24 protein-coding genes and 1 pseudogene are annotated in these 26,509 nt (G+C 59.3%); 14 read left to right on the top strand and 11 right to left on the bottom strand.

Going from position 1 to position 26,509, the window contains the following annotated elements; translation table 11 throughout:
- The first annotated feature begins 16 nt into the window (after positions 1-16).
- On the top strand, positions 17-2,980 hold the full coding sequence (locus tag BSK43_RS15145; protein WP_246662615.1) for a PAS domain-containing protein: 2,964 nt from the start codon (positions 17-19) through the stop codon (positions 2,978-2,980).
- Positions 2,981-3,023: 43 nt separating this feature from the next.
- Here BSK43_RS15145 and BSK43_RS15140 read toward each other — a convergent pair whose 3' ends face one another.
- Complete coding sequence (locus BSK43_RS15140) at positions 3,024-3,593, bottom strand: GGDEF domain-containing protein (protein WP_205910615.1); 570 nt, start codon at positions 3,591-3,593, stop codon at positions 3,024-3,026.
- A gap of 194 nt (positions 3,594-3,787) precedes the next feature.
- Here BSK43_RS15140 and BSK43_RS35975 point away from each other — a divergent pair, with 194 nt between their 5' ends.
- A complete protein-coding gene (locus BSK43_RS35975) occupies positions 3,788-3,922 on the top strand; it encodes a hypothetical protein (protein ID WP_281406632.1) in 135 nt (44 codons plus the stop codon).
- A 361-nt stretch (positions 3,923-4,283) separates the two neighbouring features.
- Here the strand turns inward: BSK43_RS35975 and BSK43_RS15130 are convergent, their stop codons facing one another.
- Positions 4,284-5,045, bottom strand: a complete 762-nt coding sequence (locus tag BSK43_RS15130) for a metallophosphoesterase (protein ID WP_077472351.1) — start codon at positions 5,043-5,045, stop codon at positions 4,284-4,286.
- A 137-nt stretch (positions 5,046-5,182) separates the two neighbouring features.
- Between BSK43_RS15130 and BSK43_RS35085 the strand changes: the two genes are divergently transcribed.
- A complete protein-coding gene (locus BSK43_RS35085) occupies positions 5,183-5,359 on the top strand; it encodes a hypothetical protein (RefSeq protein WP_169055386.1) in 177 nt (58 codons plus the stop codon).
- 26 nt (positions 5,360-5,385) lie between these two features.
- Positions 5,386-6,372, top strand: coding sequence for a GlxA family transcriptional regulator (locus BSK43_RS15125; RefSeq protein WP_136686960.1), 987 nt, complete (start codon positions 5,386-5,388; stop codon positions 6,370-6,372).
- A gap of 168 nt (positions 6,373-6,540) precedes the next feature.
- Here the strand turns inward: BSK43_RS15125 and BSK43_RS15120 are convergent, their stop codons facing one another.
- Positions 6,541-6,945, bottom strand: coding sequence for a DUF4112 domain-containing protein (locus BSK43_RS15120; RefSeq protein ID WP_077470860.1), 405 nt, complete (start codon positions 6,943-6,945; stop codon positions 6,541-6,543).
- A 494-nt stretch (positions 6,946-7,439) separates the two neighbouring features.
- Between BSK43_RS15120 and BSK43_RS15115 the strand changes: the two genes are divergently transcribed.
- Positions 7,440-8,048 (top strand): GNAT family protein, encoded by a 609-nt coding sequence (locus tag BSK43_RS15115; protein ID WP_246662586.1) that lies wholly within the window; start codon positions 7,440-7,442, stop codon positions 8,046-8,048.
- 409 nt (positions 8,049-8,457) lie between these two features.
- Here the strand turns inward: BSK43_RS15115 and BSK43_RS15110 are convergent, their stop codons facing one another.
- Complete coding sequence (locus BSK43_RS15110; RefSeq protein ID WP_077470862.1) at positions 8,458-9,243, bottom strand: gamma-glutamylcyclotransferase; 786 nt, start codon at positions 9,241-9,243, stop codon at positions 8,458-8,460.
- Positions 9,244-9,299: 56 nt separating this feature from the next.
- A complete protein-coding gene (locus tag BSK43_RS15105; protein ID WP_077470863.1) occupies positions 9,300-10,553 on the bottom strand; it encodes an acyl-CoA dehydrogenase family protein in 1,254 nt (417 codons plus the stop codon).
- A gap of 306 nt (positions 10,554-10,859) precedes the next feature.
- On the opposite strand from BSK43_RS15105, the gene BSK43_RS15100 reads away from it, so the two are divergent.
- On the top strand, positions 10,860-11,975 hold the full coding sequence (locus tag BSK43_RS15100) for a rhodanese-like domain-containing protein (RefSeq protein ID WP_077470864.1): 1,116 nt from the start codon (positions 10,860-10,862) through the stop codon (positions 11,973-11,975).
- On the opposite strand, the gene BSK43_RS15095 is transcribed toward BSK43_RS15100, so the two are convergent.
- From BSK43_RS15095 to BSK43_RS15075, 5 genes are all read right to left on the bottom strand, one after another.
- A complete protein-coding gene (locus BSK43_RS15095; RefSeq protein ID WP_077470865.1) occupies positions 11,972-12,748 on the bottom strand; it encodes an ABC transporter permease in 777 nt (258 codons plus the stop codon). The genes BSK43_RS15100 and BSK43_RS15095 overlap by 4 nt on opposite strands.
- 2 nt (positions 12,749-12,750) lie before the next feature.
- Entirely contained in the window at positions 12,751-13,533 is a 783-nt protein-coding gene (locus BSK43_RS15090; RefSeq protein ID WP_246662614.1) for an ABC transporter permease, read from the bottom strand.
- Positions 13,534-13,603: 70 nt separating this feature from the next.
- Entirely contained in the window at positions 13,604-14,680 is a 1,077-nt protein-coding gene (locus BSK43_RS15085; RefSeq protein WP_077470866.1) for an ABC transporter substrate-binding protein, read from the bottom strand.
- Between the two features lie 17 nt (positions 14,681-14,697).
- Positions 14,698-15,537 carry an ABC transporter ATP-binding protein gene (locus tag BSK43_RS15080; protein ID WP_068392036.1) on the bottom strand — a complete coding sequence of 280 codons (840 nt, stop codon included), beginning with the start codon at positions 15,535-15,537 and terminating at the stop codon, positions 14,698-14,700.
- Positions 15,538-15,543: 6 nt separating this feature from the next.
- Complete coding sequence (locus tag BSK43_RS15075) at positions 15,544-16,899, bottom strand: LLM class flavin-dependent oxidoreductase (RefSeq protein WP_077470867.1); 1,356 nt, start codon at positions 16,897-16,899, stop codon at positions 15,544-15,546.
- 309 nt (positions 16,900-17,208) lie between these two features.
- On the opposite strand from BSK43_RS15075, the gene BSK43_RS15070 reads away from it, so the two are divergent.
- The 6 genes and pseudogenes from BSK43_RS15070 (at position 17,209) to BSK43_RS15045 (ending at position 23,528) form a co-directional block, all read left to right on the top strand.
- Complete coding sequence (locus tag BSK43_RS15070) at positions 17,209-18,387, top strand: acyl-CoA dehydrogenase family protein (RefSeq protein WP_077470868.1); 1,179 nt, start codon at positions 17,209-17,211, stop codon at positions 18,385-18,387.
- Positions 18,388-18,398: 11 nt separating this feature from the next.
- On the top strand, positions 18,399-19,754 hold the full coding sequence (locus BSK43_RS15065) for an LLM class flavin-dependent oxidoreductase (RefSeq protein WP_077470869.1): 1,356 nt from the start codon (positions 18,399-18,401) through the stop codon (positions 19,752-19,754).
- A 10-nt stretch (positions 19,755-19,764) separates the two neighbouring features.
- Positions 19,765-20,106 carry a DUF3088 domain-containing protein gene (locus tag BSK43_RS15060; RefSeq protein ID WP_068392028.1) on the top strand — a complete coding sequence of 114 codons (342 nt, stop codon included), beginning with the start codon at positions 19,765-19,767 and terminating at the stop codon, positions 20,104-20,106.
- Positions 20,107-20,118: 12 nt separating this feature from the next.
- The gene (locus tag BSK43_RS15055; RefSeq protein ID WP_077470870.1) at positions 20,119-21,339 is read left to right on the top strand and encodes an acyl-CoA dehydrogenase family protein; all 1,221 of its coding nucleotides are present in this window, start codon (positions 20,119-20,121) and stop codon (positions 21,337-21,339) included.
- A pseudogene (locus BSK43_RS15050) lies at positions 21,294-22,663 on the top strand (LLM class flavin-dependent oxidoreductase). Before BSK43_RS15055 ends, BSK43_RS15050 begins: the two are co-directional and overlap by 46 nt.
- Positions 22,664-22,676: 13 nt before the next feature.
- Complete coding sequence (locus tag BSK43_RS15045) at positions 22,677-23,528, top strand: NADPH-dependent oxidoreductase (protein ID WP_077470871.1); 852 nt, start codon at positions 22,677-22,679, stop codon at positions 23,526-23,528.
- Between the two features lie 5 nt (positions 23,529-23,533).
- Here the strand turns inward: BSK43_RS15045 and BSK43_RS15040 are convergent, their stop codons facing one another.
- On the bottom strand, positions 23,534-24,544 hold the full coding sequence (locus BSK43_RS15040) for a LysR substrate-binding domain-containing protein (RefSeq protein ID WP_077470872.1): 1,011 nt from the start codon (positions 24,542-24,544) through the stop codon (positions 23,534-23,536).
- Between BSK43_RS15040 and BSK43_RS35080 the strand changes: the two genes are divergently transcribed.
- Complete coding sequence (locus BSK43_RS35080) at positions 24,453-24,671, top strand: hypothetical protein (RefSeq protein ID WP_169055385.1); 219 nt, start codon at positions 24,453-24,455, stop codon at positions 24,669-24,671. The two genes, BSK43_RS15040 and BSK43_RS35080, sit on opposite strands and share 92 nt — an antisense overlap.
- A 200-nt stretch (positions 24,672-24,871) precedes the next feature.
- Positions 24,872-26,491, top strand: a complete 1,620-nt coding sequence (locus BSK43_RS15035; RefSeq protein ID WP_077470873.1) for an ABC transporter substrate-binding protein — start codon at positions 24,872-24,874, stop codon at positions 26,489-26,491.
- Positions 26,492-26,509 lie beyond the last annotated feature (18 nt).

Below are 26,509 nucleotides of genomic sequence, written 5' to 3'. Positions count from 1 at the left end.
CATTTCTGCCCAACCAATGGTCGTCGATGGATGGCCAAAGGGTGGGGGCGAGTGTGGCTCGATTCTCCGCGAAAAGGATTGGACGCAGAGCCCATTGGGTGCGATCCCAACGTGGTCCCACGAGCTGCGTGCGACGGTCGCCAACATCGTCAATTCCCCCGTCGCCAAGGTGTTGATGTGGGGGTCTGACCACATCATGCTCTACAACGACGCCTACAAGGAGATCGCCGGCGAACGCCATCCGATGGCGATCGGCGCGCCTGTCGCCAATGCATTCCCGGAGGTCTGGGATTGGAACAGCCCTATTCTTGAAGCGGGACTGAAGGGCGACACGGTCTTCCATCGCGATCAGCCTATCGTTTTGCAGCGCGCAGATGGCCCGCAGACGCTGTTCCTCGATCTTTTTTACACACCTGTCTACGATGCGGACGGTAGCGTCGGCGGCGTCATGTGCACGATCGTGAACAATAGTGCCCGTATCCTAATGGAAACGCGGCTCGCGGCAAGCGAAGTAGAATTGCGCCGGGTTACGGATGCAGTGCCGATGTTGATCTCCTACGTCGATCGGGATCATGTTTATCGCTTTGCGAACGCCGCCTATCGCGACTGGTTTGGAGTCGAGCCTGAAGCGATGATCGGCCGTCACATCCGCGATATGATAGGAGAGGCTGCATACAACGACCGTTACCCCTCCATAGATCGCGGATTGGCCGGAGAAACTTTCTCTTCCGAAACGGACATGCCTCATAGAGATGGATCCACCAGGCGGCTGGAGGTCCGCTATGTGCCTCGCATCGAACCAGACGGATCGATTCCCGGCGTCTATATTCTCGGTATCGACGTGCAAGATCGGGCGCTTCGCGAAGCAGCACTCGCAATCAGCAATGGCCGTTTTCACACGGCCATGGGTGCGGTTCACGGCATTTTGTGGACCAATAGCGCTGAAGGCCAAATGTTGGGTGAACAGCCAGGGTGGGCGGCGCTGACGGGGCAGACGTTCGAACAGTACCAGGGCTATGGCTGGTCGAATGCAGTCCACCCGGACGATTCCGCCGCGAGTGTCACCACATGGCAGCAAGCGGTCGCGACCAAATCCATGTTTGTCCATGAGCATCGTGTTCGTCGTCATGACGGCGCCTGGCGTCAGTTCGCTATTCGCGCTTTGCCCATCGTGAGTTCGTCGGGGGATATTGTCGAGTGGGTTGGAGTTCATACCGATATTACCCATCAGCGCGCCGCCGAAGCCGCTCTGCGCGAGCAGGCAGAAATACTGACGCAGCAGGTGCGCCAACGCGAACGCGCCGAGGAGCAGCTCCGGCATCTCAACGAAACGCTTGAGGCCCGTGTCATCGCCGAAATTGACGAGAGGCGCCGAGCCGAAGCAAAGCTTGCCCAATCGCAGAAGCTGGAAACGATCGGAAAGTTAACCGGCGGCGTGGCGCACGACTTCAATAACTTGCTGCAGGTCGTGTCAGGCAATCTTGCTCTTCTTGCCAGGGATATAGGCGGCAACGAGCGAGCCGAAACCCGGGTTGCCAATGCGATGGCAGGCGTCAGCCGTGGAGCGAAACTGGCAAGCCAGCTTCTCGCTTTCGGTCGCAAGCAGCCTCTCGAACCCAAAACCGTCAATGTAAGCCGCCTTGTGCAAGGCATGGACGATATGATGAGGCGCGCGATCGGTGAAGCCGTCGAGGTCGAAACCGTCGTTTCAGGTGGATTGTGGAACACATTCATCGATCCCGCTCAGATCGAGAATGCTCTCCTAAACCTTGCCATCAACGCTCGCGATGCGATGGATGGCCGCGGCAAGTTGACGATCGAGCTCTCCAATTCCCATCTGGACGACGCCTACGCGCGAAATCACGAGGAAGTGACGCCGGGTCAATATGTATTGCTGGCGGTGACCGATACCGGATCGGGAATGGCCCCGGAGATAATAGACCGGGTATTCGAACCGTTCTTTTCGACGAAAGCCGAAGGAAAAGGCTCAGGTCTTGGACTGTCAATGGTTTATGGTTTTGTCAAACAATCAGGCGGCCACGTGAAGATTTATTCCGAGGTCGGTCACGGAACAACGATCAAGCTATACCTGCCGCGTGCACTGCAATCGGAAGATATAGAAGTGGCCGTCGAGAACGGACCCATCGCCGGCGGTACCGAAACGGTGCTGGTGGTTGAAGACGATGAGGCCGTTCGGGAAACGGTGGTGGCGCTGCTGGCAGATCTCGGATACCGCGTGCTTAAGGCGACGGATGCCGCCAGTGCGCTCAATGTGATTGATAGCGGCATTCCGATCGACATCCTTTTCACCGACGTGGTCATGCCGGGAACCCTTAAAAGCCCCGAGCTCGCGCGAAAGGCGCGTGAGCGGTTGCCCAATATCGCGGTTCTGTTCACCTCGGGCTATACCGAAAACTCTATCGTGCACGGTGGCAAGCTCGATGCCGGAGTTGAACTCCTGTCAAAGCCCTACAGCCGCGACGCCCTAGCCAGGAAATTTCGGCATGTACTCAACAACCAGCGCCAGCGTAGCGGGGCGTCCGTTGCCGCTCTGCCGCGTCAAACAGGCGAGCCTTCAGAAAGACCTGATGTTGCCAAGCAGCTAACCGTGGTGCTTGTCGAAGACGATGCTCTCATCCGGATGAACACCGCTGATATTTTGCAGGAGGCGGGCCATATAGTTGTGGAGGCTGCCAGCGCCGAGGAAGCTATGGCGGCTCTTGAAACCGTTCCCTTCGATGTACTGGTGACCGATGTCAATTTGCCGGGCGCGTCCGGCACAGAGCTTGCAGAACGCGCGCGAGCCTTGCGACCGTCGGCCTCAATTGTCTTTGCGACGGGCGATCCTACGCGCATCAGCGCTGCGAGCGGGGTGATCGTCCTCGGCAAGCCGTATAACGAGAGACAACTGAAAGAGTCCATTCTCTCAAGCCGATCTCACGACCCTTCGCCACAACCGACGCTACAGTCAGAGGGCTGAGTTTCGAGACAATCATTACTGCTGGCTCTCCGGCCAGGCCGGTTCAGACGGAAGCAATTTCATAGCTGGCCGATCGCACTTGCCCTCTGTCACTCGACACGATCACGTGGCCACGTCCCCGTGCCTTGGCCTGGTAGAGCGCTTCGTCGGCCGCTTTGAGAACCGCGTCGCAACTTCTGCCGCTTCGAGCCGGGATGTCGGTCATCCCGAAGGACGCGCCAACGACCACCTCGACCCCGTCAAGCAGATACGGGTTCGACAGAACCAAGGAGAGCTGCCGACAACGCAATTCGGCTTCATATGGCGTGACAAATGGCATCAAAATCGCGAACTCGTCACCGCCCAATCGGAAAACGAGGTCTTCATTCCTGCACCATTTTCTGAGATGCTCGACCACCTGCCTGAGAAGATTGTCGCCTGCGGCGTGCCCATGCTGATCGTTGACCTCCTTGAACTCATCAAGATCCAGGCAACTCACTGTGATGTCTCCCGCCGCCGACAGTCTGGCAAATTCGGGAGCAATCAATGAGCTGTTAGGAAGACCGGTCATAAAGTCATGCGTGGCGTCGTGCGACCGTTGGGACATCCCGCTTATTCTCGAGCCGGTCATCATGGGTGCACCCCGCACGGAAGAAGTCGTCATCCAGGAAGAAAAAGTTGCACGCATCGCCTATGATCTGGGCGCTCACATTATCAAGATCGCCTTCCCCGGCGAGGAGCGTACGAAGCGCCTGTCCGAAGAGTTGAAGGTTCCGCTCGCTATAGCGGGTGGTCCTCTCTGGCCCGCCATCGGAGACCATCGATGCCATGGCGCAGGCCATTCGCGGCGGCGCTCGTGGTGTTATCGTGGGGTGCAACATCTGGCAGCGCGATCGCAAGACCGGGGAAGAAACCATCGCGGAGATCGCCAAGCTCACACGCAACGTCAGGTTTCGGGACTGATCTTCAACAACCATGATGGCTGCGCCCCTAGAATTTCGCAGCTATCTTCCACTTTTCGGGGCAAATGCGCATGTATTGATCGGCGCCGTCAGGCGCTCCCCGACCCCCAAGCACAACCCTTCCCGATGGAACCTGGCTAGGTTCGCTTGCAAGCGGCGATTCGATCGATCACGGACGGCGATGATGGCCCCCGTTAGGAGCCCCTGAAACGGCCTGTCCCTGGGTTCCCTGGTGGGCAAAAACCATATGCGCCGGCGGGAGGCACATCTATCACGGCGCTTGCTATCAACCTTTGCTTGCAGCTTATGGTGGCGTGGGCCTGGTCTCATACGAGCGATCACCTGCTGTCATGGAGACGGCTTCACCCTGGCCGCCATTCGCCGACCTGGATGATGCCTCCCTCCACCACTTCGGTGCAGACGAAATGTGAAAATTCACCACGTCGGATTACGGCGGCGCTCAGCCTGCCGGTCCGGTATGCTCCGGTATCCAACGCTATTCGGTTAGGGTAAATTTCGGGCTGCAGCGACTGCGTGATCGTGTGACCGTGCAAGACGACATGCTCAAAGCCTTCCAGATGGTCGAGAAAACCCGCCCTGATCCAACGCAAATCATCCTCACTTTGATCTGAGAGGGGTACTCCAGGCCGGATTCCGGCATGCACAAAACAGTAACGGCCGATCTCCATCCATGTCAGTGCATTTTCCAGCAGTTCGACATGATGGGGAAAGGTGCGGCGGATATCTGCGGCTATATTCAGGAAATCCGGGACCGGGCTATCAGAGTACGCACTGACAGTTGCAACCCCTCCCCAGTCCATCCAGTTCGTGGCGTCCTGATCGGTGAGCGTGCCACGAAGCAGCTCACGCAGATAAAAATCATGGTTTCCGAGAATCAGTCGGGAGCCGGGATAACGATTAAGCGTTAGGGCGACCTGATCGAGCACTTTCGGACTATGCGGACCACGATCGATCAAATCGCCAAGGAAAATGATGATCGGTTTGGATAGCTGTCCATACAAGGCATCCGCGATGTAACCAAGCATCGCCTCAATGAGATCAGCACGCCCGTGGACGTCGGCAATTGCATAAATGTCTGGAGATACACTGTCGGTAATGGTCACTTTTTTTCCTGTGGGCGCCACATGGTCAGGGCGCTATACCACCTGCTTGCGACATATCAAGCCGTGATGCAATGACGACGCGGCCAAGGGATAAACCCCGGCAATAAAAAATTGCCATTGGGCGGCGAGCAGCCTCAATGATTGGAATCGATGATCACTTCCTCGCCGAACGAGCAATTCTGGGGATAATCAGCTTGCTAAGGATCGTCTGGTCGCCAGCGGAGATTTCGGCCCTGAAGGGACAGATCATCGGCCACAACACAATCTTCGTCGACGATCGTGATCCCTTGGCCTATGGTTTCCAGATAAAATAGAAGGGCTTGGCCGGGCGAGGCGTTTTATGAAATCCGTCAAAGATGAAGCTAGACATGGTCTCCTTAAAGTTGGGTTCATCCTTGCGCGATCATTTACTCTTTCGGCCTTCGCGTTGTTCGTCGATACGCTAAGATTGGCAAGCGACGAGGCTGACAAATCCGGCCGGATTCTGGCCGACTGGCAGGTGTTGGGCAGCACCCGGCATCTCATTACGTCGAGTTGTGGTGTGCAGGTCGCGCCGACTTCGGATTTTATCGACCCGCACGAATTCCACTACATCGTCGTGGTTGGCGGGCTTCTGAATTCCGATGTCACCATCGACGGTCAAACTTCGGATTATCTGAAGAAAGCCGCAGCGCAAAAAGTGCCGCTGATCGGGCTCTGTACCGGCACATTTATTCTGGCCCGATTAGGGCTTATGAAATCGCACCAAACCTGTGTCAGCTGGCTGCACTATCAGGCATATCGTGAGCAATTCCCGGGCCATCCGGTTCGCTCGGACCGCCTGTTCAATCTCGACCGGAACCGCGGCTCCTGCGCCGGCGGTAGCACAGCGGCCGACATGGCCGCCTTTCTGGTCCGAAGGCACATCAGCAGGGACGCGGAGCGGAACGCCCTGGAAGTGCTGCAGATCGAGCGGGCGCGATCCGGGCTGGACATACAGCCGCGCAAGCCGCTTGACATCCAATGCCAGGATCCGCGCCTCAAGGCCGTGCTGATAACGATGGAGAGACATACTGAAGATGTGGTGCCGACGGAAAACCTTGCCGCATCCGTGGGATTGTCGCGGCGACAGCTCGAACGGTTATTCATGGAGGAAATGAAAACGTCTCCCGGGATAGTCTACAAACGCATTCGCATGGAACGCGCCCGGCAGATGGTCCTCCAGACGAAGGCGCCGCTAATTGAGATCGCGTTGGAGGTTGGCTTTGATAGCGCTTCCCACTTCGCACGGCTCTTCCGCAGGCTCTACGGTCAGTCGCCGACCGAGCTGCGTCGCGCACATGCCTAGGGCGTTCACCAGAGACTCATTTCGCTAAGCAGATGAGATTTCGGCAGGACGACCCTTGGCGGTTTTGAAGGAATTCGAGCCAACGACCCGTTCGGGCATTGCCGCGCATCTGAGGGAAACCTTTACTAGGCCGTCCGCGCCTCGCAGCAATAAATCAAAAGCGGCAAGTTAAACACGGGTTTTGGCAAGATCACCGCGCGTCATCCCGAAATGGTCGAGCACGATATCGACATTGCGTTTGTTTGCCTTGAAATACACGTCGAACAAGTCGCCGATGATCGGCACACTACCACCGAATGTATCAATGCCAACGTTGAGCAGCATGCCAAGCAGTTTTTCCTTGGGCAATCCAAGTCGCCTTGCCTCGTTGACGAGCACGAGGCTGATAGCCGCCCCCGCTGCGTCGCCCAGTCCCGGAGCCAGCCCCAATATGGAGTCCGCTCCAAATCGAATACGGGTGAAGGGGATCGTAACCGCGGTGTCCATGAAGGTTGCGACCGCGGCCATTCGCCGGAGACGGCGATTGCGGTCGAAGGTATCATCGTAGCCGTAATAGGCGGATGCCGTTACCATTGCCAGAACTCCTATAGTTGAAACGGCCGATTAGCGTCACCGCGGAACCTCTGTTGGTTCGAATTAGCCGGGCGTTGCCAATGCTCCCGCTGGTAAATGGGTTCACAGCCGGGCTAGTTCAATTCGGGGTCTGATGTTTTGATCCCTGGCTCATTGCCACGGCGGATGTTGGAAACCCGCATCGTCGCTGCAAGGGACAATCTCCGCCCCAACGACACCGCTTCCCACGGCTGATTATCCTGCTTGAGCAGCCTCTCGATAGGCCAAGGGTTCAATTCTATGTGAAATTCACCTTGATCGCCATTTTTGCAATAACTCGCAAGTGGTCCAGAATAATGAAGCTCTTGATAGGCCTGTATCCGCACAATAGGGTCAGCGCCCAGCGGCAAAGTGGGTAAAATCACTGCGCTGAGCAACAAACATGGTGATTTTGGATCTGGCTGATGTTGTCGCGCAACAACGCGGATTAGATGGAATTGGAAGGAGTTTTCGGCTTGTCTTCGCTCTACGATCATTCAGCCGGCTACTCGCAGCCAACGCTTGCCGGGTCGAGAGTTGTTCTGCGGCCAATGACGGTGAACGATGGCCCTCGCCTTTTGCAGGCCGCCAGCGACGGCACCCTGTGGGAGCTTAAATTCACTGTCATTCCCGGACCGGAAACCATCAAAGGCTACATCGTTGCTGCGCTGAGAGGGGCTCAGGAAGGTACCGTGATGCCATTTGTGATAGAAGATGCAATGAGCGGCGCGGCGCTTGGAAGCACACGGCTCTGGAAGATTGACCGCGCCAACCGAAAGCTTGAGATTGGCCATACTTGGCTTAGCGTTTCGATGCAGGGAACGGGAGTTAATACCGAGGCGAAATATTTATTGCTGACTTATGCCTTTGAAGTGCTCCACTGCGTCCGGGTCCAATTTACGACCGACGAAATCAATGAGAAGTCACGGGCAGCCATCTTGCGTATCGGCGCTACGCAAGAAGGGATTGTGCGGCACGAGCGCATTATGCCAGATGGTCGCAAAAGAAATTCCGTTCGCTTCAGCATCATCGACGATGAGTGGCCGCAGGTAAAGGCATCGCTCGAACGGAAGCTTATTGGTTAGCCGCGGCATGCTCGGATGCTGCGCACCGCCAATTACGCGCGCGATTCATTGTCAGCAATCTATTAGATCCGCGGCTTAAAATTCCCTCCGCCGGATTGTGGATTGGCGTACTTCATTGATCTAGCTCCAGTTTCGTGAATGGTCCCGCACGCCCGGAAGCACTTTGCAGGAGAGTTTCGAACGAAAGATACGAGCCTTTGCGGAGATCCGCCCCTGCTGTCCGGCGACCTCGAAAAATTTACCGGGTACATGATTGACCTGATCTATCATCGGGAAAGATCAGCTACGCGCATAGGTCGAATCGACTGGTCAGAGATCAATACAAAGCTGAACGCATGCGTCCGTATCCGAGTTAGCGGACGTTCGCGTCGAATTGGAATCAACGAGCTTAGGACTATGGATCATGTTTTCAGGTGTTAGGCGAAGGGGCGGTAGAAGCCGCACCGCCTACTTTGTGGATTGATCTAATCTCCTTCGCAACAAGCTGCTGCAATAGCCATAAATCGCGATCGCGAATTCCCCATTCCTCCAGATGCTTGACCGTCAGATACAGATATTCTGCACAAGAGCCTCTATGCCCGCAGGCTCGGGCCAAAACTCCGGCCACCTTCTCGAGGGGCAGTTTCGATGTAACCCGCCCTCCTTTCGGGCCAGCCCAGAAGACCAGGGCACGCACCGGACCTTGCTGCGTCTGAACCTGGATCCACCGGATCGTCGCGGCGTCCTCAAGCGTACCGATCTCCCGGCGAAGCATGCGCCGCATCTGGCCCAACCGGTCATCGTCATCAAGTCTGAAAACGACGGCCTTGCAATGACCGCCCCGCTTAAGGGCGAGCATCAGCCCCGGCTGCGTCTGCGAACCCCGCCAACGTGTCATCTGCAGACAGAACGATCGATGCCACCCCTTAACAGTTCCGACACGCGCCTCGACCGCGTCAAAGTCCGGCTTCCATATCAATGAACCATAGGCAAATACCCAAAGCGGGTCATCGCCGGACTCCTCGCAGAGCCGCTCCGCCAGCGCCTCGGTCTCGCTTTCTGTGATCGGTATTCGCAACGGATCAGGACCGGGATCGATTTCCACGCGCAGGCTGAGGGACACCAGTTCGTCGGTAAGCTCCATTTCCGATCTGTTCGCCGACATAATGGCGGTTCGGCGAACAGTCGTATCCGCAACCGCCCTGCTGCCGGTCATCCCGATTTCGCAATGATTGACTGAAGCACTTGCCATGCGTCTTACTACCCGCCCCATCAAGCCAATTCGCTTGTAGTGTCAAAGGGTGTGATGATCTTCCGATAGCCGACCGCGACCGGCTTCTTGCCGGACACGGCAAATTCACCGACGACGCGGTCGTGATAGATGCGCGGATTGTGGGACGTGATCGTGCGGGCGTTGCGCCAGTGTCGATCGAGAGCCGTAGCCCGTTTGGCGGCCGAAGCGCCGAGCGCATCGAAGAGCACCGTCGTCGCCTCCAGGATTAGTTTCGAAATGACGGTTACCGACTGGCTCAATTCGATTTCCGCAAGCAGATGGATATTCGTCTCGTCCGGGTCTATTCCGGCGAGATTGGCGTCATGGGATCGCTGGAGAGCGGCGGCGACATTCAGCACGATGGCGCCAGCGGCATAGGCCGGTCCCCTCACCCGTCCGACCACTTCGAGAACCTGAGGATCGTCCGCGCTCGCAGCGCCGTTGCCGCGGGGATATATGCGGGCCCGCGCGCCGACGTGTCGGGATAGTTCCGTGGCGGCGGCTCGACCGATGCCGGCGAGGCTTGCAAGGTGCACAAGTTGGAAGAATGCCGTCGTATAGGGAAAGCGCGCGGAGTTCGGCTTGATATGGAAGTTTTCCAGCCGGACATTCTTGAACCGTGCCGTGCCGCTGCCGCTCAGAGCCTGTCCAAAGCCATCCCAGTCATCGAGGATTTCGACACCTGCAGCAGATGTAGGCACCAGTGCGGCCACCGGCTCTCCCGCTGCATCGACGGCACCAAGGTTAATCCAATCGGCATAGATCGAACCGGTCGTATAGAATTTCTCGCCGTTCAGACGATAGCCATCGCCATCCGGAATGATCGTCGTCGCATAGTCTCCGACCTTGGCCCCGGCGAGCTCCGAGAAACCGCTGCCAACCATCTCGCCGCCGCCCAGACGGGACAGCCATTCGTCTCGCCATAGATCGCGGGGAGCGTTCAGGAGATCCTCGGTGAAGCCTTGGTGACTTCGGAAAATATTCGTGATGTTGGGGTCCGCAGCCGATAGCTCGATCAGAAGGGCAAACAGCTCCGGCAGCGTCACTTCGCTTCCGCCGTAGGCCTTGGGGATTCGAAGTCCGCCAAATCCCGCCTCACGCAGCCATTGCACCTCCTTGAAAGGCAGGCGCCGCTCCTGATCGCGCTCGATGGCGGACCGGGCGATCTGCTCGAAAATCGGCCGGAAATGCGCGGCGATCTCTTCATAGCGAGCACTAGGACCGCTGCCCCAGCCTTCATTGATCCGGGTCATGAGATGTTCCTCGATTAAGGGCCTGTGCGAATTGGCGACGTATCATAAGCTTGCCTTCCAGCGATCTGATCCGCCTGTCGATTAAGGGCGCGGCAGATAAGATTTGCACTGCCGAGGACGTCGCTGTTCAATGATGTGAACACTAGGAAAGCATTGGCCTCATCGTAAGAAAATTTTATCTATAGATTTTATAGACTACGAAAACACTTTTTCATTTGGCAGGCGATCGCGCATGCGCCGTCGTCGCCACGCTCCACTGCGGAGACTAGGCTTACCTGTGAAAACAGCACCACACGGGAGCAAACCATGAGCCGGAAGACAATTTCCACCGATACCCTTCGCAGCTGGCTGCGGGACGGCCGCGAGCTGGCCGTGCTGGATATTCGTGACGCTGAACTTGTCGGATATGCCTCGCCGCTGTTTGCAACCAACCTGCCGGCCGAGCGCGTCGCCGGCGAACTTATCCGCTTCGTGCCGCGCAAGGCCGTTCGCACGGTCCTTGTCGACGGCGGTGATGGCGTCGCCTCGCGCGTGGCAAACGAACTCGAGATCGGCGGCTGGCCAAATGTCTTTGTGCTTGAGGGCGGCATACCGGCCTGGACGTCCACGGGCGATGGAGTGCCCCTACCGACATTCGACATACCCGGCGTCGACTTCGTCAAGGCTGTCGAAAAAGAAAAGAAAACACCGGTCATCTCGGCACTGGAACTGAAGACGCTGCAGGACGCAGGCGAAGACATCATCGTCATCGATACGCGCACCGTGGCGGAATTTACGCGCGATCACGTGCCGGGTGCAGTCAGCGTGCCGGGGGCTGAGCTGGTTCTGCGCTACAAGGATCTGGTGCCCTCGGAAAGCACAAAGATCGTCGTTTCCTGTGCCGGGCTACCGCGCGCTATTCTTGGGGCTCAAACTCTCATCGACGCACAGGTTCCAAACGAGGTTTCATACCTTGATGACGGAACGAAAGCCTGGACCGCCGCGGGACTTCAGCTGGAAAGCGGAAAGACACGCATCTATCAGGACCCAAGCGATGTGGCCCGGGACTTTGCACGCAAGCATATTGCAACACTGAGCAGCCAGGACCGCTTTCCCGAAATCGATATCGATACGGCGAGAAAATGGTCCACCGATGCCGAGCGAACGACCTACCTGCTCGATGTCCGGACGCCCGAAGAATTCGAGAAGGCGCATCTTGACGGAACCTTCTCCTCCGAAGGCGGGCAGTTGCTGGGTGTCGCCTACCGCACCATTGCAGTGCGAGGCTCGCGGGTCGTTCTGATCGACGATCTGCTTGGCGTTCGCGCCCGCACCGTCGCCCATTGGCTGCAACGCCGCGGCTATGAAATAGCCTTGCTGCTCGTCGACTTTCGCACGCAGAATTGGCAAAGCGCCGCAAGGTCGGGCGAGCTGGTGACCTAGGCGGCCTGCTTCGGCCGCCAGCGCAACAAGTAAGCCTCCAGCATATAGGCGAGACGATTGAGGGTGAAGCCGACCAGGCCAAGCACGAGAACGCCAACCATGACAAGCGCCATGTCGAACCTCTCGCGTCCGGCGATCACCAACCCGCCGACCCCTGGGCCGACCGCGAGGAAATATTCTGCTCCAACGGTCGCCAGCCACGCATAGATCAAGCCCAGATGGACGCCGGTGGCGATCGACGGCATGGCCGCCGGGATATAGATCCGCAACGCCTTTTGACGCGCATTGAACTTCAGCGCCCTCGCAACCTCCAGCAGATCAACCGGCGCCTGGCGCATGCCGTCATAGCTATTGAGAACAATGGGTATGAAGGCGGCAAGGGCGACAAAGACGATCTTTGCCTGTTCGCCAAAACCGAACCAGACCGAAATCAGCGGGATCCAGGCAAGCAGGGATATCTGCTTCAGCCCGTTGAAAGTCGGCATCAAAAGCCGGTCGGCAATGCGCGACAAGGCAAGCACGCTTGCGAAGCCGACACCAAGCACGCAGCCGATCAGAAACCCGGCGATATTGCGCATCAGGCTGAAGCCCAGCTCGCCAATGAGATCATTGTCGATCAGCTCGCGCTTGGCGGTTGCGGCGACATCTTCCAGAGACGGCAGGAAACGCGCATCGACAAGACCGGTCCGACTTGAGACTTCCCAAGCAACGAAGAGAAGGATCGGCAATGTGATGCCGCGGCGAAAGCGGACGAAACGGCTAACACTCGCCATCCTCAGATCTCCTGCCGTTTCCAGCGCTGGATCGACAACTCGACGCGATCCAGCCCCTTGTCCATGATGAAACCGACAAGCCCGATGGCGATCATCGCGACGATGACCGTGTCGAGCCAGAACATCTGCCGCCCCCAGACCAAAAGGTATCCAAGCCCTTCCGAGGAGGCGAGCAATTCGACCCCGACCAGCGCCGTCCAGGAATGCGTCAGCCCGTAGCGGATACCGGTGAATATCGAGGGGATGGCGCCGGGCAATATGATGAGCCGCAACGTCTGCCAGCGACTGAAGCGCAATGCCCTGCCGACCTCGATATATCTAGGCGAAACGCCGCGAATTCCTGTCAGCGTATTCAGCGTCATCGGCACGATGGCGCCCTTGGCAATAATGATGATCTTCAACGTCTCCTCGATGCCGACAAACAGCATCAGGAGCGGGATCCACCCGAGTGTCGGGATCTGCGCAAAGGCAAGAAAAAGCGGCTTTACGTAGTCCTCCACCCTCTCGGAAAGCCCCATCGCGATGCCGAGAAGCAGCCCCAACGCCGCGCCGATCGCAAAGCCGATGATAACACGCACCAGGCTCACCCCTGTGTGATAGGGAAGCTCGCCGCTCAGCATCATGTCGCGGCCCGTCTGGTAGACATAGGCAGGCGCCGGAAGGATCTGTTCCGGCAGCCAGCCCTTGATGGAGGAGACCCACCAGAGGCCAAGCAAACCGAGCGGAAAGATCAGGCCTGTCGCGAACACAACGAGACGCTTCAGTCTCGCAGAAGGTGGCTGCATATCGGTACGGTTGGCAGCCTCAATCACAATGCTCATGCCAACCTGCTCCACCGAGATCGATAGCCATGGTTCACGAGGAAACCGGTTTGCCATCCGCGCCATAGGGTTGCCAGAACTTCTTCAAACCAAGCCTTTCCAGAGCATTGTCGAGGTACTTCGGCTCGAACCAGCCGTTGAGATCGACGTCACGACGAATTAGACCGTATTCCTTGCTCTTGACGGCCTGTTCCTTGTACTGCGAGACGAGCAGGTCATCAATCAGCGGTGAATTGCGATAGGCCAGCGTATCGTTGCGGAAATACTCCTCGAGGATCGGCACCGGCGTACCGGACTTGTGCCAGAGTTCGAAGAGCTGAGCGCGGTTCGGCTCTTCGGAGGACCATTGCGCCGCCTTGACGAAGGCATCGACAACGCGCTGCGTGATCTCCGGATGGGCTTCGATGAAAGCCTGACGGCCGATAATGCCGGCATTGCGGCCGAAGCGCGGATCGTCACCCTTGGTCGTATAGATGATGTCGGCGCTATCCTTGGCCGCCAAGTTGATGAGCTGCGTGTCGCCGAATGCGGCGTCGATGTCCTTGCTGGTCAGCGCCGCCACGGTTCCGGCGCTGTCGAGATTGACAACCTGCACGTCCCGTTCGGTCAGCCCATGTGCCTGCAAAACCTTGATCGCGGCAAGGTGGCCATTGGTTCCGCGCTGCAACGCGATCTTGCGGCCCTTCAGATCCTCGATCGTCTTGATGCCGGATCCCTTGGCGACGGCGAGATAAAGCGGCTTGCGGGCGCCGCTTGCCAGCAGGAACCTCGTCTTCAGGCCGGTCGCCCGCCCAATCAGCGCCGGCAGATCGCCCTGATAGGCAAAATCAAGCTGGTCATTGGCAAAGCCTTCGTTCACGGCCGGGCCGGCGCCCTTGAAAAAGGTCCATTCGATCTTGACATTGGGGTCGCCGGCAAATTCCTTTTCCAGAAAATCACCAGCGCGCGCCGTTGCCGCCGAAGTCCCCTCCGAGTAAGGGCGATTGTCGATGCCGATCGCGGCGTAGCCGACATGAATGACCAATGGGTCCTCAGCCCGGGCGGAGACCGAAAGCATGGTCAGGGCAATGGCGGCCCCGGCAACCAAACGCGGGATGGATAGCAGCTTCATTGTTATTCTCCGTTTATCTATTCTGCGGCGGCGATGGTGGGTCGCGTCTCGGTGACGCGGCTGCCTGCCACGGGTATCGCGCGAGCACCTGCAGGTATTGAGGTTGTTGCGTTGAGGCTTTCGAGAACGCGATTGCGGACCTCGACCAGCCTCGGTGAGGTTCGGGCGCGCGGCCGCGGCAGGTCCACCGGGATGATGTCGCGAATGCGGCCGGGCTGCGGTGACATGACGACGACACGATCGCCGAGGTAGACAGCCTCCTCGACATCATGCGTCACCAGGACCATGGTGATGCGCTCCTTGGCCCAGATATCCTGAAGCTCATCCTGCAGCCTTGCCTTGGTAATCGCATCGAGCGCTCCGAACGGTTCATCGAGAAACAACGCATTCGGTCGATTGACCAGGCCTCTGGCAATGCCGGCGCGCTGCGCCATGCCGCCGGAAAGCTGATGCGGATAGGCGTTGGCAAAGCCTGATAGACCGACAAGCTCGAGGTGGGATTCGACCAGCCTTTTCTTTTCCGCTTTCGACAGGCCGGAATTTTCCAGGCCGAGTGCGATGTTGCGCGCGACCGTCAACCAGGGGAAAAGCCGCGGCTCCTGAAAGACGATGCCGCGCTCGAGACTCGGCTCGGTGACCGGCCGCCCGGCATGGCCGACGAAACCGGAGGTGGGGGTGTCGAGGCCCGCGCCCAGGCGCAGCAATGTTGATTTCCCGCAGCCGCTCGCGCCGACGATGGTGACGAATTCGCCCTCGGCAATATCGAGGCTGACATCGTCGAGCGCGGTCAACGTCTCGCCATTGACCTTGAACCGACGCGTGACGTGACAGATCTGGAGATGCAGGGAATTGCCCATCGCCGCCTACTCCGCAGCCACGGCGTGCCGCGCCGGATGCCGCGGCACCTTCAGCCCGAGATTTTCACGCAGCGTCTTGCCCTCGTACTCGCTGCGGAACAGACCCCGTCGGCGCAACTCGGGCAGCACATGCTCGATGAAGTCGTAGAGGCCGGTCGGCAGTTGCGGCGGCATAACATTGAACCCGTCAGCCGCACCCGCCCTGAACCACTCCTCCATCTGATCGGCGATCTGAACGGGCGTTCCGACGATCTGCCAGTGTCCACGCGCGCCGGCAATGCGAAGGTAGAGCTGCCGGATGGTCAGATTTTCACGCCGTGCCAGGTCGAACAGCAGCTTTTGGCGGCTCTTGCTGCCATTGGTCTCCGGCAACTCGGGAACGGGGCCGTCGACAGGATATTGCGACAGGTCGACACCGCCGGACATGCCGTTCAAGAGGGAAAGCCCGACGGCCGGATGGATCAGCTCCTGGATCTCAGCGAATTTGTCCTCCGCCTCCGCCCGTGTCCTGCCGACGACGGGAAAGATGCCCGGCATGATCTTGAGATCATCCTGGTCGCGACCGTATCTCCCCAGCCGGCCCTTGAGATCCGCATAGAAGGTTCTCGCATCCTCAATTGTCTGATGCGCGGTGAAGACGACCTCGGCGGTGCGGGCCGCAAGCTCCCTGCCCGGCTCGGAGGAGCCCGCCTGCACCAGAACCGGATGTCCCTGCGGCGCACGCGCGACATTCAGCGGGCCTCGCACCTTGAAGTGTTTGCCCTTGTGGTTGAGGATGTGCTGCTTGTCTGGATCATAATAGACGCCGCTCTGCTTGTCGCGGGGGAATGCGTCCTCTTCCCAGGTGTCCCACAAGCCGCGCACCACATCGGCAAATTCTTCCGCCCGCTCGTAGCGTTCGGCATGGGCATAGTGCTCGTCCCGACCGAAATTATGCGCCTCATGGTCGCTCGAGGACGTCACCAGGTTCCAGCCGGCGCGACCACCGCTGATATGGTCGAGGGAGGCGAATTTGCGCGCGATGTGGTACGGCTCGTTGAAGGACGTCGAGGCGGTGGCAACGAACCCTATATTTCGCGTCACCGCGGCCAGCGCCGACAACAGCGTGATCGGCTCGAACTGCGCGACGTAGCGGATCGCCGTCCGATGCAAGGCCTCAGTGTCTGCTCCACGCGTTCCAACACCGTCCGCCATGAAGATGAGATCGAATTTTGCCGCCTCGGCGATTTGCGCAAGCTCGACGTAATGGCCAAAATTGGAACCGGCATCGGCTTGCGCCAAAGGATGTCGCCAGGCAGCAATGTGGTGGCCCGTCGGATAAAGAAATGCTCCAAGCTTCAGCTGGCGTCGTTTACCCGTCATCGTCTTCTCCCTCATGGCAGCGGGAGGAAGGCTAATCATTAAATCCAATAATCTATAGAAATTATATTCTATTTAGCGGCGCCGCCTCGGATTTGTCGTCGCGCACAGCAACGATCGGACGGAGAACGTTTCGCCACGACCTCTCAGGAAGTCCGGGCATTCATATTGCCATCCGCCCGCATCCTTGCTCGGGAAAGAATTTCTTCCCGCGGGATCAAATAGATATTGCTGGACTTGCGACGACACTCGCCGAACCCTTCACACCACCAGCGGCGCAGCGCCGTGACGATCCATCGGCGTGGAGCAGACATGTCTTTCAATTCCGACAGTTCCGATCCTTTGGTCGCCAAAGCCATCGAACTCAGGCACGCATTCCATCAGGACGCCGTTGAACGCGACAAGCTTGGCGGCAGGCCGACTGAACCGATCCGTTTGCTGAAGCAGAGCGGGTTGCCATCCGCACAAATTCCCGTCCAATACGGCGGAAAGGGCGCTTCCTGGCTTTCCATCCTGCGTGTCGTCAGGGAATTCGCCCGCACGGACGGTTCGCTCGCCCATCTGTTCGGCTATCACCACTTGCCGCTGAACCTCGTTCTTTTCCGCGGTTCGAATGCCCAGAAGGACCATTTGCTGCGTGCCTCGGCTGCCGGAAATCTCGTCTGGGGCAATTCCGGCAACGCCATGTCGAAGACCTCATCGGGGCGGCGGATCGACAAGGGCTGGCTTGTCAACGGCAAACGCCCCTTCTCGTCGGGCTCCCACATTGCCGACTATATCCAGATCTCATTCGAGACCGCAAAGGGCGATCGCCTCACCGCTGCCGTTCCAGCCGACCGTGACGGGATCGTCATCGAAGACGATTGGGATGGCATCGGCCAACGCCAGACCGGCAGCGGCACGGTCAGCTTCCATGATCTCCAGATCGAGGATGATGAGCTCATCAGCTCGCCCGCCATCCCGCTGACACCCTATACATCGCTGACCTCCCTGCTGCAGCAAAGCGTGCTGCTCAACGTCTTCGTCGGCAGCGCCCAGGGCGCGCTGGAACAAGGTAGGGCCTACACGACGACATCGTCGCGCCCTTGGATCTATTCCGGTGTCGAAAATCATACCGACGATCCCTGGATCAAGCGGCAATATGGCGATCTCTATATTCGCGCGCTGGCCGCCACCGAGCTTGCCGACAAGGCTGCCCGCAGTCTCGACGCGGCATTCAACCAGGGGCCTGGTCTGACCCATGAAGACCGTGGCCTTGCTGCCATCGATATCGCCACCGCCAACATCTATGCCGGCGAGATCGGCCTTGCCGTCTCCAGCGAGATCTTCGAGGTCATGGGGGCACGATCGGCGACGACAGCCAAAGGCTTCGACCGCTTCTGGCGCAATGTCCGCACCCACACGCTCCACAACCCCGCCGAATACAAGAAGCGCACGATCGGCACATGGCTGCTGACCGGTGAGCTTCCGACGCCGGCTATGTATCGCTGAAAGGATTCCCCATGGCGAGACGCAAGGACCAGATCAAGCTCGGCGCCTTCCTGCTCTTTACCGGCCATCACGTCGCGGCCTGGCGTCATCCCGAGGCCTCCGTCGGCACGGAATTCGAAAACTATCTCGAGCTTGCCAAGCTTGCGGAGGCAGCCAAGTTCGATACCATTTTCTTTGCCGATGGGGTTGCGGCACGGTTGAAGGATGTCAACGCCGCCAGCCGAAAGGCGCATAACGGCGTGTACCCGTTTGAACCGATCACGCTTCTATCCGCCCTTGCCAGCGTCACCCGCAATATCGGCCTGATCGCAACCGCGTCGACGAGCTTTTCCGATCCCTTCAACCTTGCCCGCCAGTTCGGTTCGCTCGACCGGCTGAGCGGCGGTCGTGCCGGCTGGAACCTGGTGACGTCCTCCGATCCGGAAGCCGCCTTCAATTTCGGTCACGACACGCAGGTCCTGCATGCGGACCGCTATGATCGCGCAGAAGAATTCGCAGACGTGGTACTCGGCCTCTGGGACAGCTGGGAGGACGATGCCTTCCCCCGCGATCGCGAGAGCGGCCGCTACTTCGATCCGGAAAAGCTACACCGGCTGGACCACAAAGGACGTCACTTCAAGGTGCGCGGGCCACTGAACATACCGCCCTCGCCGCAAGGGCGACCGGTGGTGGTGCAGGCAGGCGCCTCCGAGCCCGGCAAGGAGCTCGCGGCGCGGACGGCAGAAGCGATCTTTGCCGCGCAGATCACGCTTGACGAGGCCAAGGCCTACTATGCCGACGTCAAGGGGCGGCTCGGCAAATACGGCCGCTCTGACGACGACCTGAAGATCCTGCCGGGTATCTTCCCGGTGGTCGGGCGCAGCGAGGCGGAAGCACAGGACAAGTTCGAAGCGTTGCAGAACCTGATCCAGCCCGAAGTTGGCCTCAACCTCCTGTCGCAATTGACCGGCGTCGATCTCAGTTCTTATCCGCTTGACGGTCCCGTGCCGCCCAACCCACCGGCCACGAATGCCGGCAAGAGCCGCCAGGAACTGGTGCTCGATCTTGCCCGTCGCGAGAACCTGACCATTCGCCAGCTCTATCTGCGCATCGCCGGCGCGCGCGGTCACTGGCAGGTTGTGGGAACACCCACCCAGATCGCCGACGTCATGGAAGAGCGGTTCGAGAATTACGGCGCCGACGGCTTCAACATCATGGCGCCGATCATGCCCGGCGGGCTTGCCGACTTCATAACGCTCGTCGTGCCGGAGCTGCGCCGTCGCGGCCTGTTCCGAACCGAATATCAGGGTACGACGCTGCGCGAAAACCTTGGCTTCAAGCGCCCCGTCAATCGATTTTCCGCAGGCAATGCGGCTGCAGCAGAATAGGAGAAGATCCATGGCACGCGACAAACTGTTTCTGATCTCGCCGGGCTTTGCCGACCCCAAGCATCCGGGCGTCAGCTTCGTTTGCCCTTACTGCAATTCCATCGAAGGCCTGCTTGCCGCATTTCCGAACCTTGCTTCCAGGATCGATGTCGAGCGGGTCGCTTTTGCGCGCCCGCGACGACAAGTGATCGACGTCGTTGGCGAGGAAAACCAGTCGCTGCCGCTCTTCATTCTGGCGGAAAACCCTCCTGCAGATGCGAGCGAGCGCGAGGGAAAGCGGTTCGTCAATTCGACCGATCGCATTCTCGAGCTGCTGACCGAACGGCACGGATTTCCGCGCCTGCACAAATGAACGGGGAGCGACATGACTATCAAACCAAATGGCTTCGAGCCGCCCCACCTGTTGCCGGCACTGTTCGAAACCGACAAGACCAATCCCCATCTCGCCAAGGCGGCCGAACTGCGCGAAATCTTCGCCAGGGATGCTATCGAGCGGGATCAATTGGGCGGCAGGCCTGACGAGCAGATCGGGCTCCTGAAGGAAACCGGCCTCGTCAATCTACTGATCCCCAAAGAGTTCGGTGGTGCCGGCGAGCGCTACTCCACCGCCATGCGGATTGTCCGCGAATTCGCCAAGGTGGACGGGTCGGTGGCCCATCTCTACGGCTATCACTTCAGCCCGCTGCAGAATGCTGTCAACACCGGCCCCGACGAACGTTCGCGTGATATCCTGCGCCGCTCGGCCGCCGGTCGCTGGTTCTGGGGCAATACGACCAACAGCTTTTCCAAGAGCCTTTTCGGTCGGCGTGATCAGGGCAGAGTCATTCTCAACGGCTTCCGGCCATTCGCCTCCGGGTCGCATGTCGCCGACTATCTGATGGTCGCCTGGGAGGATGAAGAGACCAACCAGCGGAGCTTCGCCTATATACCGGCGAACCGAGAGGGCATTACCATCGCCGAGGACTGGGACGGGATCGGCCAGAGGCAGACCGGAAGCGGCCGTGTCTTCTACAAGGACGTGGTGATCGATGCCGGCGAGATCCTGCCGGAGCGACCGCACGATCCGATCACCCTGTTGGCCCCTTTGCAGCAGCAGAGTGTGTTGCTCAATGTCTTCGTCGGCACAGCGCAGGGCGCGCTGATTGCCGCCCGAGACTATACCGTCACGCAATCGCGGCCCTGGATCTATTCCGGTGTCGAACGACATTCGGACGATCCCTGGATCAAACGGCAATATGGCGAGCTCTGGATCAAGGTGCAGGCGGCAACCGCACTCGCCGACCGCGCCCTGGCGGCGCTCGATGCCGTTTACGCCAAGGGACCGTATCTGACGGCAGACGACCGTGGCGAAGCGGCGATTGCCGTCGCCTCGGCCAATGTATTGGCCGGCCGCGTCGCTCTTGACGTCACCAGCGAGATCTTCGAGGTGATGGGCGCCCGCTCCGCCGTCAGACCACTTGGGTTCGACCGCTTCTGGCGCAATGCGCGCATCCACACGCTTCACAATCCCGCTGAATACAAGACCCGCAATGTCGGCACATGGTTCTTGACTGGCGAGTTTCCGGAACCGGGGATATTTCAGTGAGCCAGAAACGCGAGCTTCATCTCAACATCAACATCCTGCATTCCGGCTTCTCGCCGGCAGCCTGGCGAATGGAGGGAAGCGACCCACGCGCGTCCTTCGATATCAATCACTACATCAACGTTGCCCGCATTGCCGAACGCGGTACCTTCGACGCGGTCTTCCTCGCCGATCAGGCGGCCATCTCCGATCGGTCGATTTCAGACCGCTCACCTCGCTGGAACCGACGATCGTGCTGGCGACCGTCGCCGCCCACACACAGCATATCGGCCTTATCGCCACGGCTTCTACCACCTACAACGAGCCCTACAATATCGCCCGCCGCTTCGCGACGCTCGACCATGCAAGCGGCGGCCGTGTCGGCTGGAACATCGTCACCAGCGCCGACCTCTCGCAAAGCCGGAATTTCGGGCTGGAAAAGCCGGTCGAGCATCATGGTCGCTATGAGCGTGCCGCCGAGTTTACCGCCGTCGTAAAGGCGCTCTGGGACAGCTGGGAGGAAGATGCCTTCATCGGCGATGTCGCCAACGGTCGTTTCGTCGATCCCGCCAAGGTCCATCCCATCGCCCATCGCGGCAAGCATTTTTCCGTTCATGGCCCGCACAATGTTCCGCGCCCGCCGCAGGGCCATCCCGTTCTCGTTCAGGCGGGCGGTTCCGATGATGGCAGGGAGCTGGCGGCGCAACATGCCGAAGCCGTCTTTTCCGCCTCACAGTCGTTTGAGGAAGCCCTCGACTATGCCCGGGACTTGCGGGCACGCGCGGCCCGCTATGGCCGCGCACCCAATAGCCTGCTGGTCCTTGCCGGCCTCGCGACGATCATCGGCAGCACGGAGGCTGAGGCGAAGCGGCGGCAAGAGGAATTGCGTGAACTTATCCCGCTGGAATACAGCCTTGCACGGCTCTCCGGCGTTCTCCAAATCGATCCGAAACGGCTGAAGCTGGACGAGCCGCTGCCGGATGATATTCCGCTGCCGCCGGATGGCGGCCATACTTTCTTCCGGGCAACCCTTGCCCTTGCCAAACGCGAGAAACTGACCGTGCGCGGCCTGATCCGCGCGCTGAACGGCGGAACCGGCCACCGCACCATCGTCGGCACGCCGGATGCAATCGCCGACGATATCGAGACATGGTATCGCGCCGGTGCCGCTGATGGTTTCAACCTGATGCCGGATGTGCTGCCGCACGGCCTGGAGGTCTTCGTCGACGAAGTCGTGCCGATCCTGCGTCGTCGCGGTCTTTTCCGCCAAGCCTATACCGGCCAGACTATGCGGGATCATCTCGGCCTCGCCCGGCCCGCCAACCCCTACGCCATTGCAGCCGAATGAAGGAGAATAGAGCATGACGTCATTTGCGACCGCCAAGGTCTCCGCGCCACATCGACTGGCAAGCCTTGCCGAAGAGCGCTATCGCGACGCTGAGCAACAGCTTGGTGCAGACTGGAACGAAACCGTCGAAACACTTCTGTCGCATCGCACCGTCCGCAGCTATCTGCCAAAGGCAGTCCCGGAAAGTGCCGTCCGTCTCGCGGTGGCTGCCGCGCAATCAGCCCCGAGCTCATCCAATCTGCAGGCCTGGAGCGTCGTTGCCGTCGAAGGCGAAGTGCGTAAAGAGAGGCTGAATACGGTCGCCGGCACACAGCGGCAGATCACGCAGGCACCGCTGCTGCTGATCTGGCTCGCGGACCTTTCAAGACCGCGCGGCATTGCCACGGACCAAGGCTCTCCGGCAGAGGGCCTGGACTATGTCGAGAGCTTCCTGCTTGCCGTCATAGATGCAGCCCTTGCAGCGCAGAACGCAGTCGTCGCCCTGGAGTCGCAGGGCCTTGGCACCTGCTATATTGGCGCGATCCGCAACGATCCGGAAGCGGTCGCGCGGGAGCTGGGATTGCCGGAGGGCGTGTTTCCGGTCTTCGGTCTGACGGTCGGCTATCCCGATCCGGGGGTGCCGGCCGCGGTCAAGCCGAGGCTGCCACAGACCACCGTTCTGCATCGTGAGCGCTACGATGAGAGCCGGCGGCCGGATGACCTGAAACACTACAATGCGGTTTTGCGCGACTTCCAGACCGAGCAAGGCATGCCGCTTTTGGACTGGACCGAGCAGGTGAAGAACAGGATCAGCACGGTCGCGGCCCTGAAAGGTCGGCATCTGCTTGGCGCCGCGGCGCAGCGCCTCGGCTTCAAGCTGAAGTAGTCCCCCTACTCGGCGGCGGCGATGTCGAGCCTGCGGGGTGAATTCCACAGCAAGACATCGCTGATTGCCCGCAGCGCCTTGGTCTCGGCCTGAAGCCAATTGCGAAACAACTCCACGCGCGCGAGCCGTGCCTTGGCCGGCGTCGTCACGAAGAAATAGGAAAAGCTGACGGGCTGCGGGCTGCCGAAAGGACTGACCAATCGTCCCGCCCTCAACTCCGCTTCCGCCAGACGCACCTTCCCGAGGCCAAGCCCCTGCCCCGCCAGCGCCGCGTCGATGACGAGGGATGATTGATTGAGACGGAAACCACCCTGCGAGGGCCGATAGGAAAGACCCTCGGCGCGCAGCCAGGCGTTCCAGTCTGGGCATGACTGATCATGTTCGGCGCCATCCTCATGCAGGAGCGGCACACCTTCGATCGCCTGCGGATCGTTCCAGAGCCAGTGCCGCTCTGCAAACTCCGGATTGCAGAGCGGCACGACGGACTCGGAGAAGAGATGATCGACCACAAGACCCGGATAGCCGCCGCTGCCGTAACGGATAGCGCAATCCGTGTCATCCGTGTTGAGATCGCTCAGCTGCGTCGATGCGTCGACCAGAACCTGCAGGCCCGGTGCGGCGCGTCTCAGACCGTTCAATCGCGGGATCAGCCACTTGCTGGCAAAGGACGGAGCCACTGAAACGCGGATGGGCAGATCGTGATCGCTGGCGACGAACTGTGTCATCGTTGCCAACACGGCATCGAATGCATCCGTCAGGCCGGGAACCAGAGAAAGGCCGGCGGTGGTCAGTTGCAGCTGTCCGCGTGTCCGGTGGAAAAGCGGCTGCCCGAGATAATCCTCCAGCAGCCGGATCTGCTGGCCGACGGCCGCCGAGGTGACGTGTAATTCATCGGCAGCACCGAGAAAATTCAGGTGCCGCGCGGTGGCGACGAAGGCGCGCAGCGACGTCAATGGCGGCAAGCGCGCCAAGGTCGGCTGGATGGTTTTTTTTCGTGTGCTGGCAACAGTGTTCATGAGCCGATTGCAGCACAAACCGACCATCAAAGACGAGAACGCGCTTTGCGTTTGTCTGAAAGACGACGAACATTTTCTTCCATGCTGCACCAAGGCAGCGGAAGCAAAAACTAAAATCGAGAAATAGTCTATATTTTTACTAGATTACAGGACTCGTAGCTGCGCCAACAAGACGGAGCGTGAAAAGCTTTTCTTCGCCGACGGGTGAGAAAAACATTCTTCCGTTTTGCACGCCCGCACCCTGAAGATGGTCGGGCTTTCGGAACTGGCGGTCTCTCCGCCACCTATCCGATCGCGGATGCTTCAGCTTCAGCAAGGGACCACGACATGACCATCAACCGCCGCCGTTTCAACCAACTGCTGCTGCTGTCCACCGCCGCGATGCTGCTGCCATCTCTCAAAACCCATGCCACCGAGACGCAGCCACCGCGAGGCGGTACGCTCAATTTCATCGTCGAGCCTGAACCGCCGACGATCCTCGCTCTCGCCCATACAGCCGGCGGCACACAGAAGATCAGCCCGAAGATCACCGAGGGATTGCTGACCTACGATTTCGACTTCAAGGCGAAGCCGCAACTGGCCACTGAATGGTCTGTGAGCGCCGATGGGTTGACCTATACGTTCAAATTGCGGCCGAACGTCAAATGGCATGACGGCAAGCCATTCACATCAGCCGATGTGGCCTATTCGATCGAGCTTCTGAAGCAGGTCCATCCCCGCGGACGTGGCACCTTCGCCAATGTCACGGCAGTGGAGACGCCGGACAATCTGACGGCGATTTTCCGCCTCTCCAAACCGGCACCCTACCTGTTGAAAGCACTCTATGCGGCAGAATCGCCCATCGTGCCGAAACATGTCTACGAAGGCGTCAAGATCGCCGATGTTCCGATCAACCCGAACGGCAGCGCCCCCATCGGCACCGGCCCCTTCATCTTCCGGCAATGGGTTCGCGGCTCCCATATCATCCTTGAGCGCAATCCGGATTATTGGGACGCGGGCAAGCCCTATCTCGACCAGGTCGTCGTGCGTTTCGTGCCCGATGGCGCCGCTCGCGCAGCAGGCTTCGAGACCGGCGAATTCGATCTCGGTGGCGACAATCCCATTCCCCTTGCCGATCTCGAGCGCATCAAGGCGCTGCCGAACATCGGTATTGATTCCCGCGGCTACGAGACCAAGGGTGACCAGACGCAGCTCATCCTCAATCTCGACAACGACTATCTGAAGGATGTCCGCGTCCGACGCGCAATCGCCCATGCGATTGATCTCAACGTCATTCTCAATACGGTCTGGTACGGTTACGGCCACGTCTCTCCGACGCCGATCAGCACCTTCCTGCCTGATTATTCCGACGCCTCTATCAAGCCCTATGCCTTCGATCTCAAGGCGGCCGAAAAATTGCTCGACGAGGCAGGCTACAAGCCCGATGGCAGCGGCACCCGCTTCACGCTTCGTCTGACCCACAATTCCTACAATGAAGGCTTCAAGCGCGTCGCCGAATATTTGAAACAAAACCTTGCGCGCATCGGCATCATCGCCAAGATCGATTCCTACGATTTTTCGACCTATATCCAGAAGATCTACAACGAGCGCGCCTTCGATCTTACCGCCGAATATCTCGGCAATCAGTTCGACCCGACGCTTGGCGTGCAGCGTGTCTACTGGTCGAAGAACTTCAAGATCGGTTTGCCGTTTTCCAATGCCAGCCACTACCAGAACCCGGAGGTCGATCGCCTGCTCGAGGCTGCATCCGTCGAGGTTGACGAGGCGAAGCGCAAGCAGGAATTCAACGACTTCCAGAAGATCATCGCCGACGACCTTCCGGTGATCAATCTGATCGCGCTCGAAAACGTCACCGTCTTCAACAAGCGCGTCAAGAATCACACCACCGGCGTCGAAGGCGTGCAATCGAATTTCGCCGATGTCTACATCAAGGAAGGCGAAGGCTGAGGCACTACCTGTCAGACG

The organism is Rhizobium sp. P44RR-XXIV (assembly GCF_001999485.2).
Taxonomy (GTDB): Bacteria; Pseudomonadota; Alphaproteobacteria; order Rhizobiales; family Rhizobiaceae; genus Rhizobium.
This window is presented reverse-complemented; position numbering and strand designations above follow the sequence as displayed.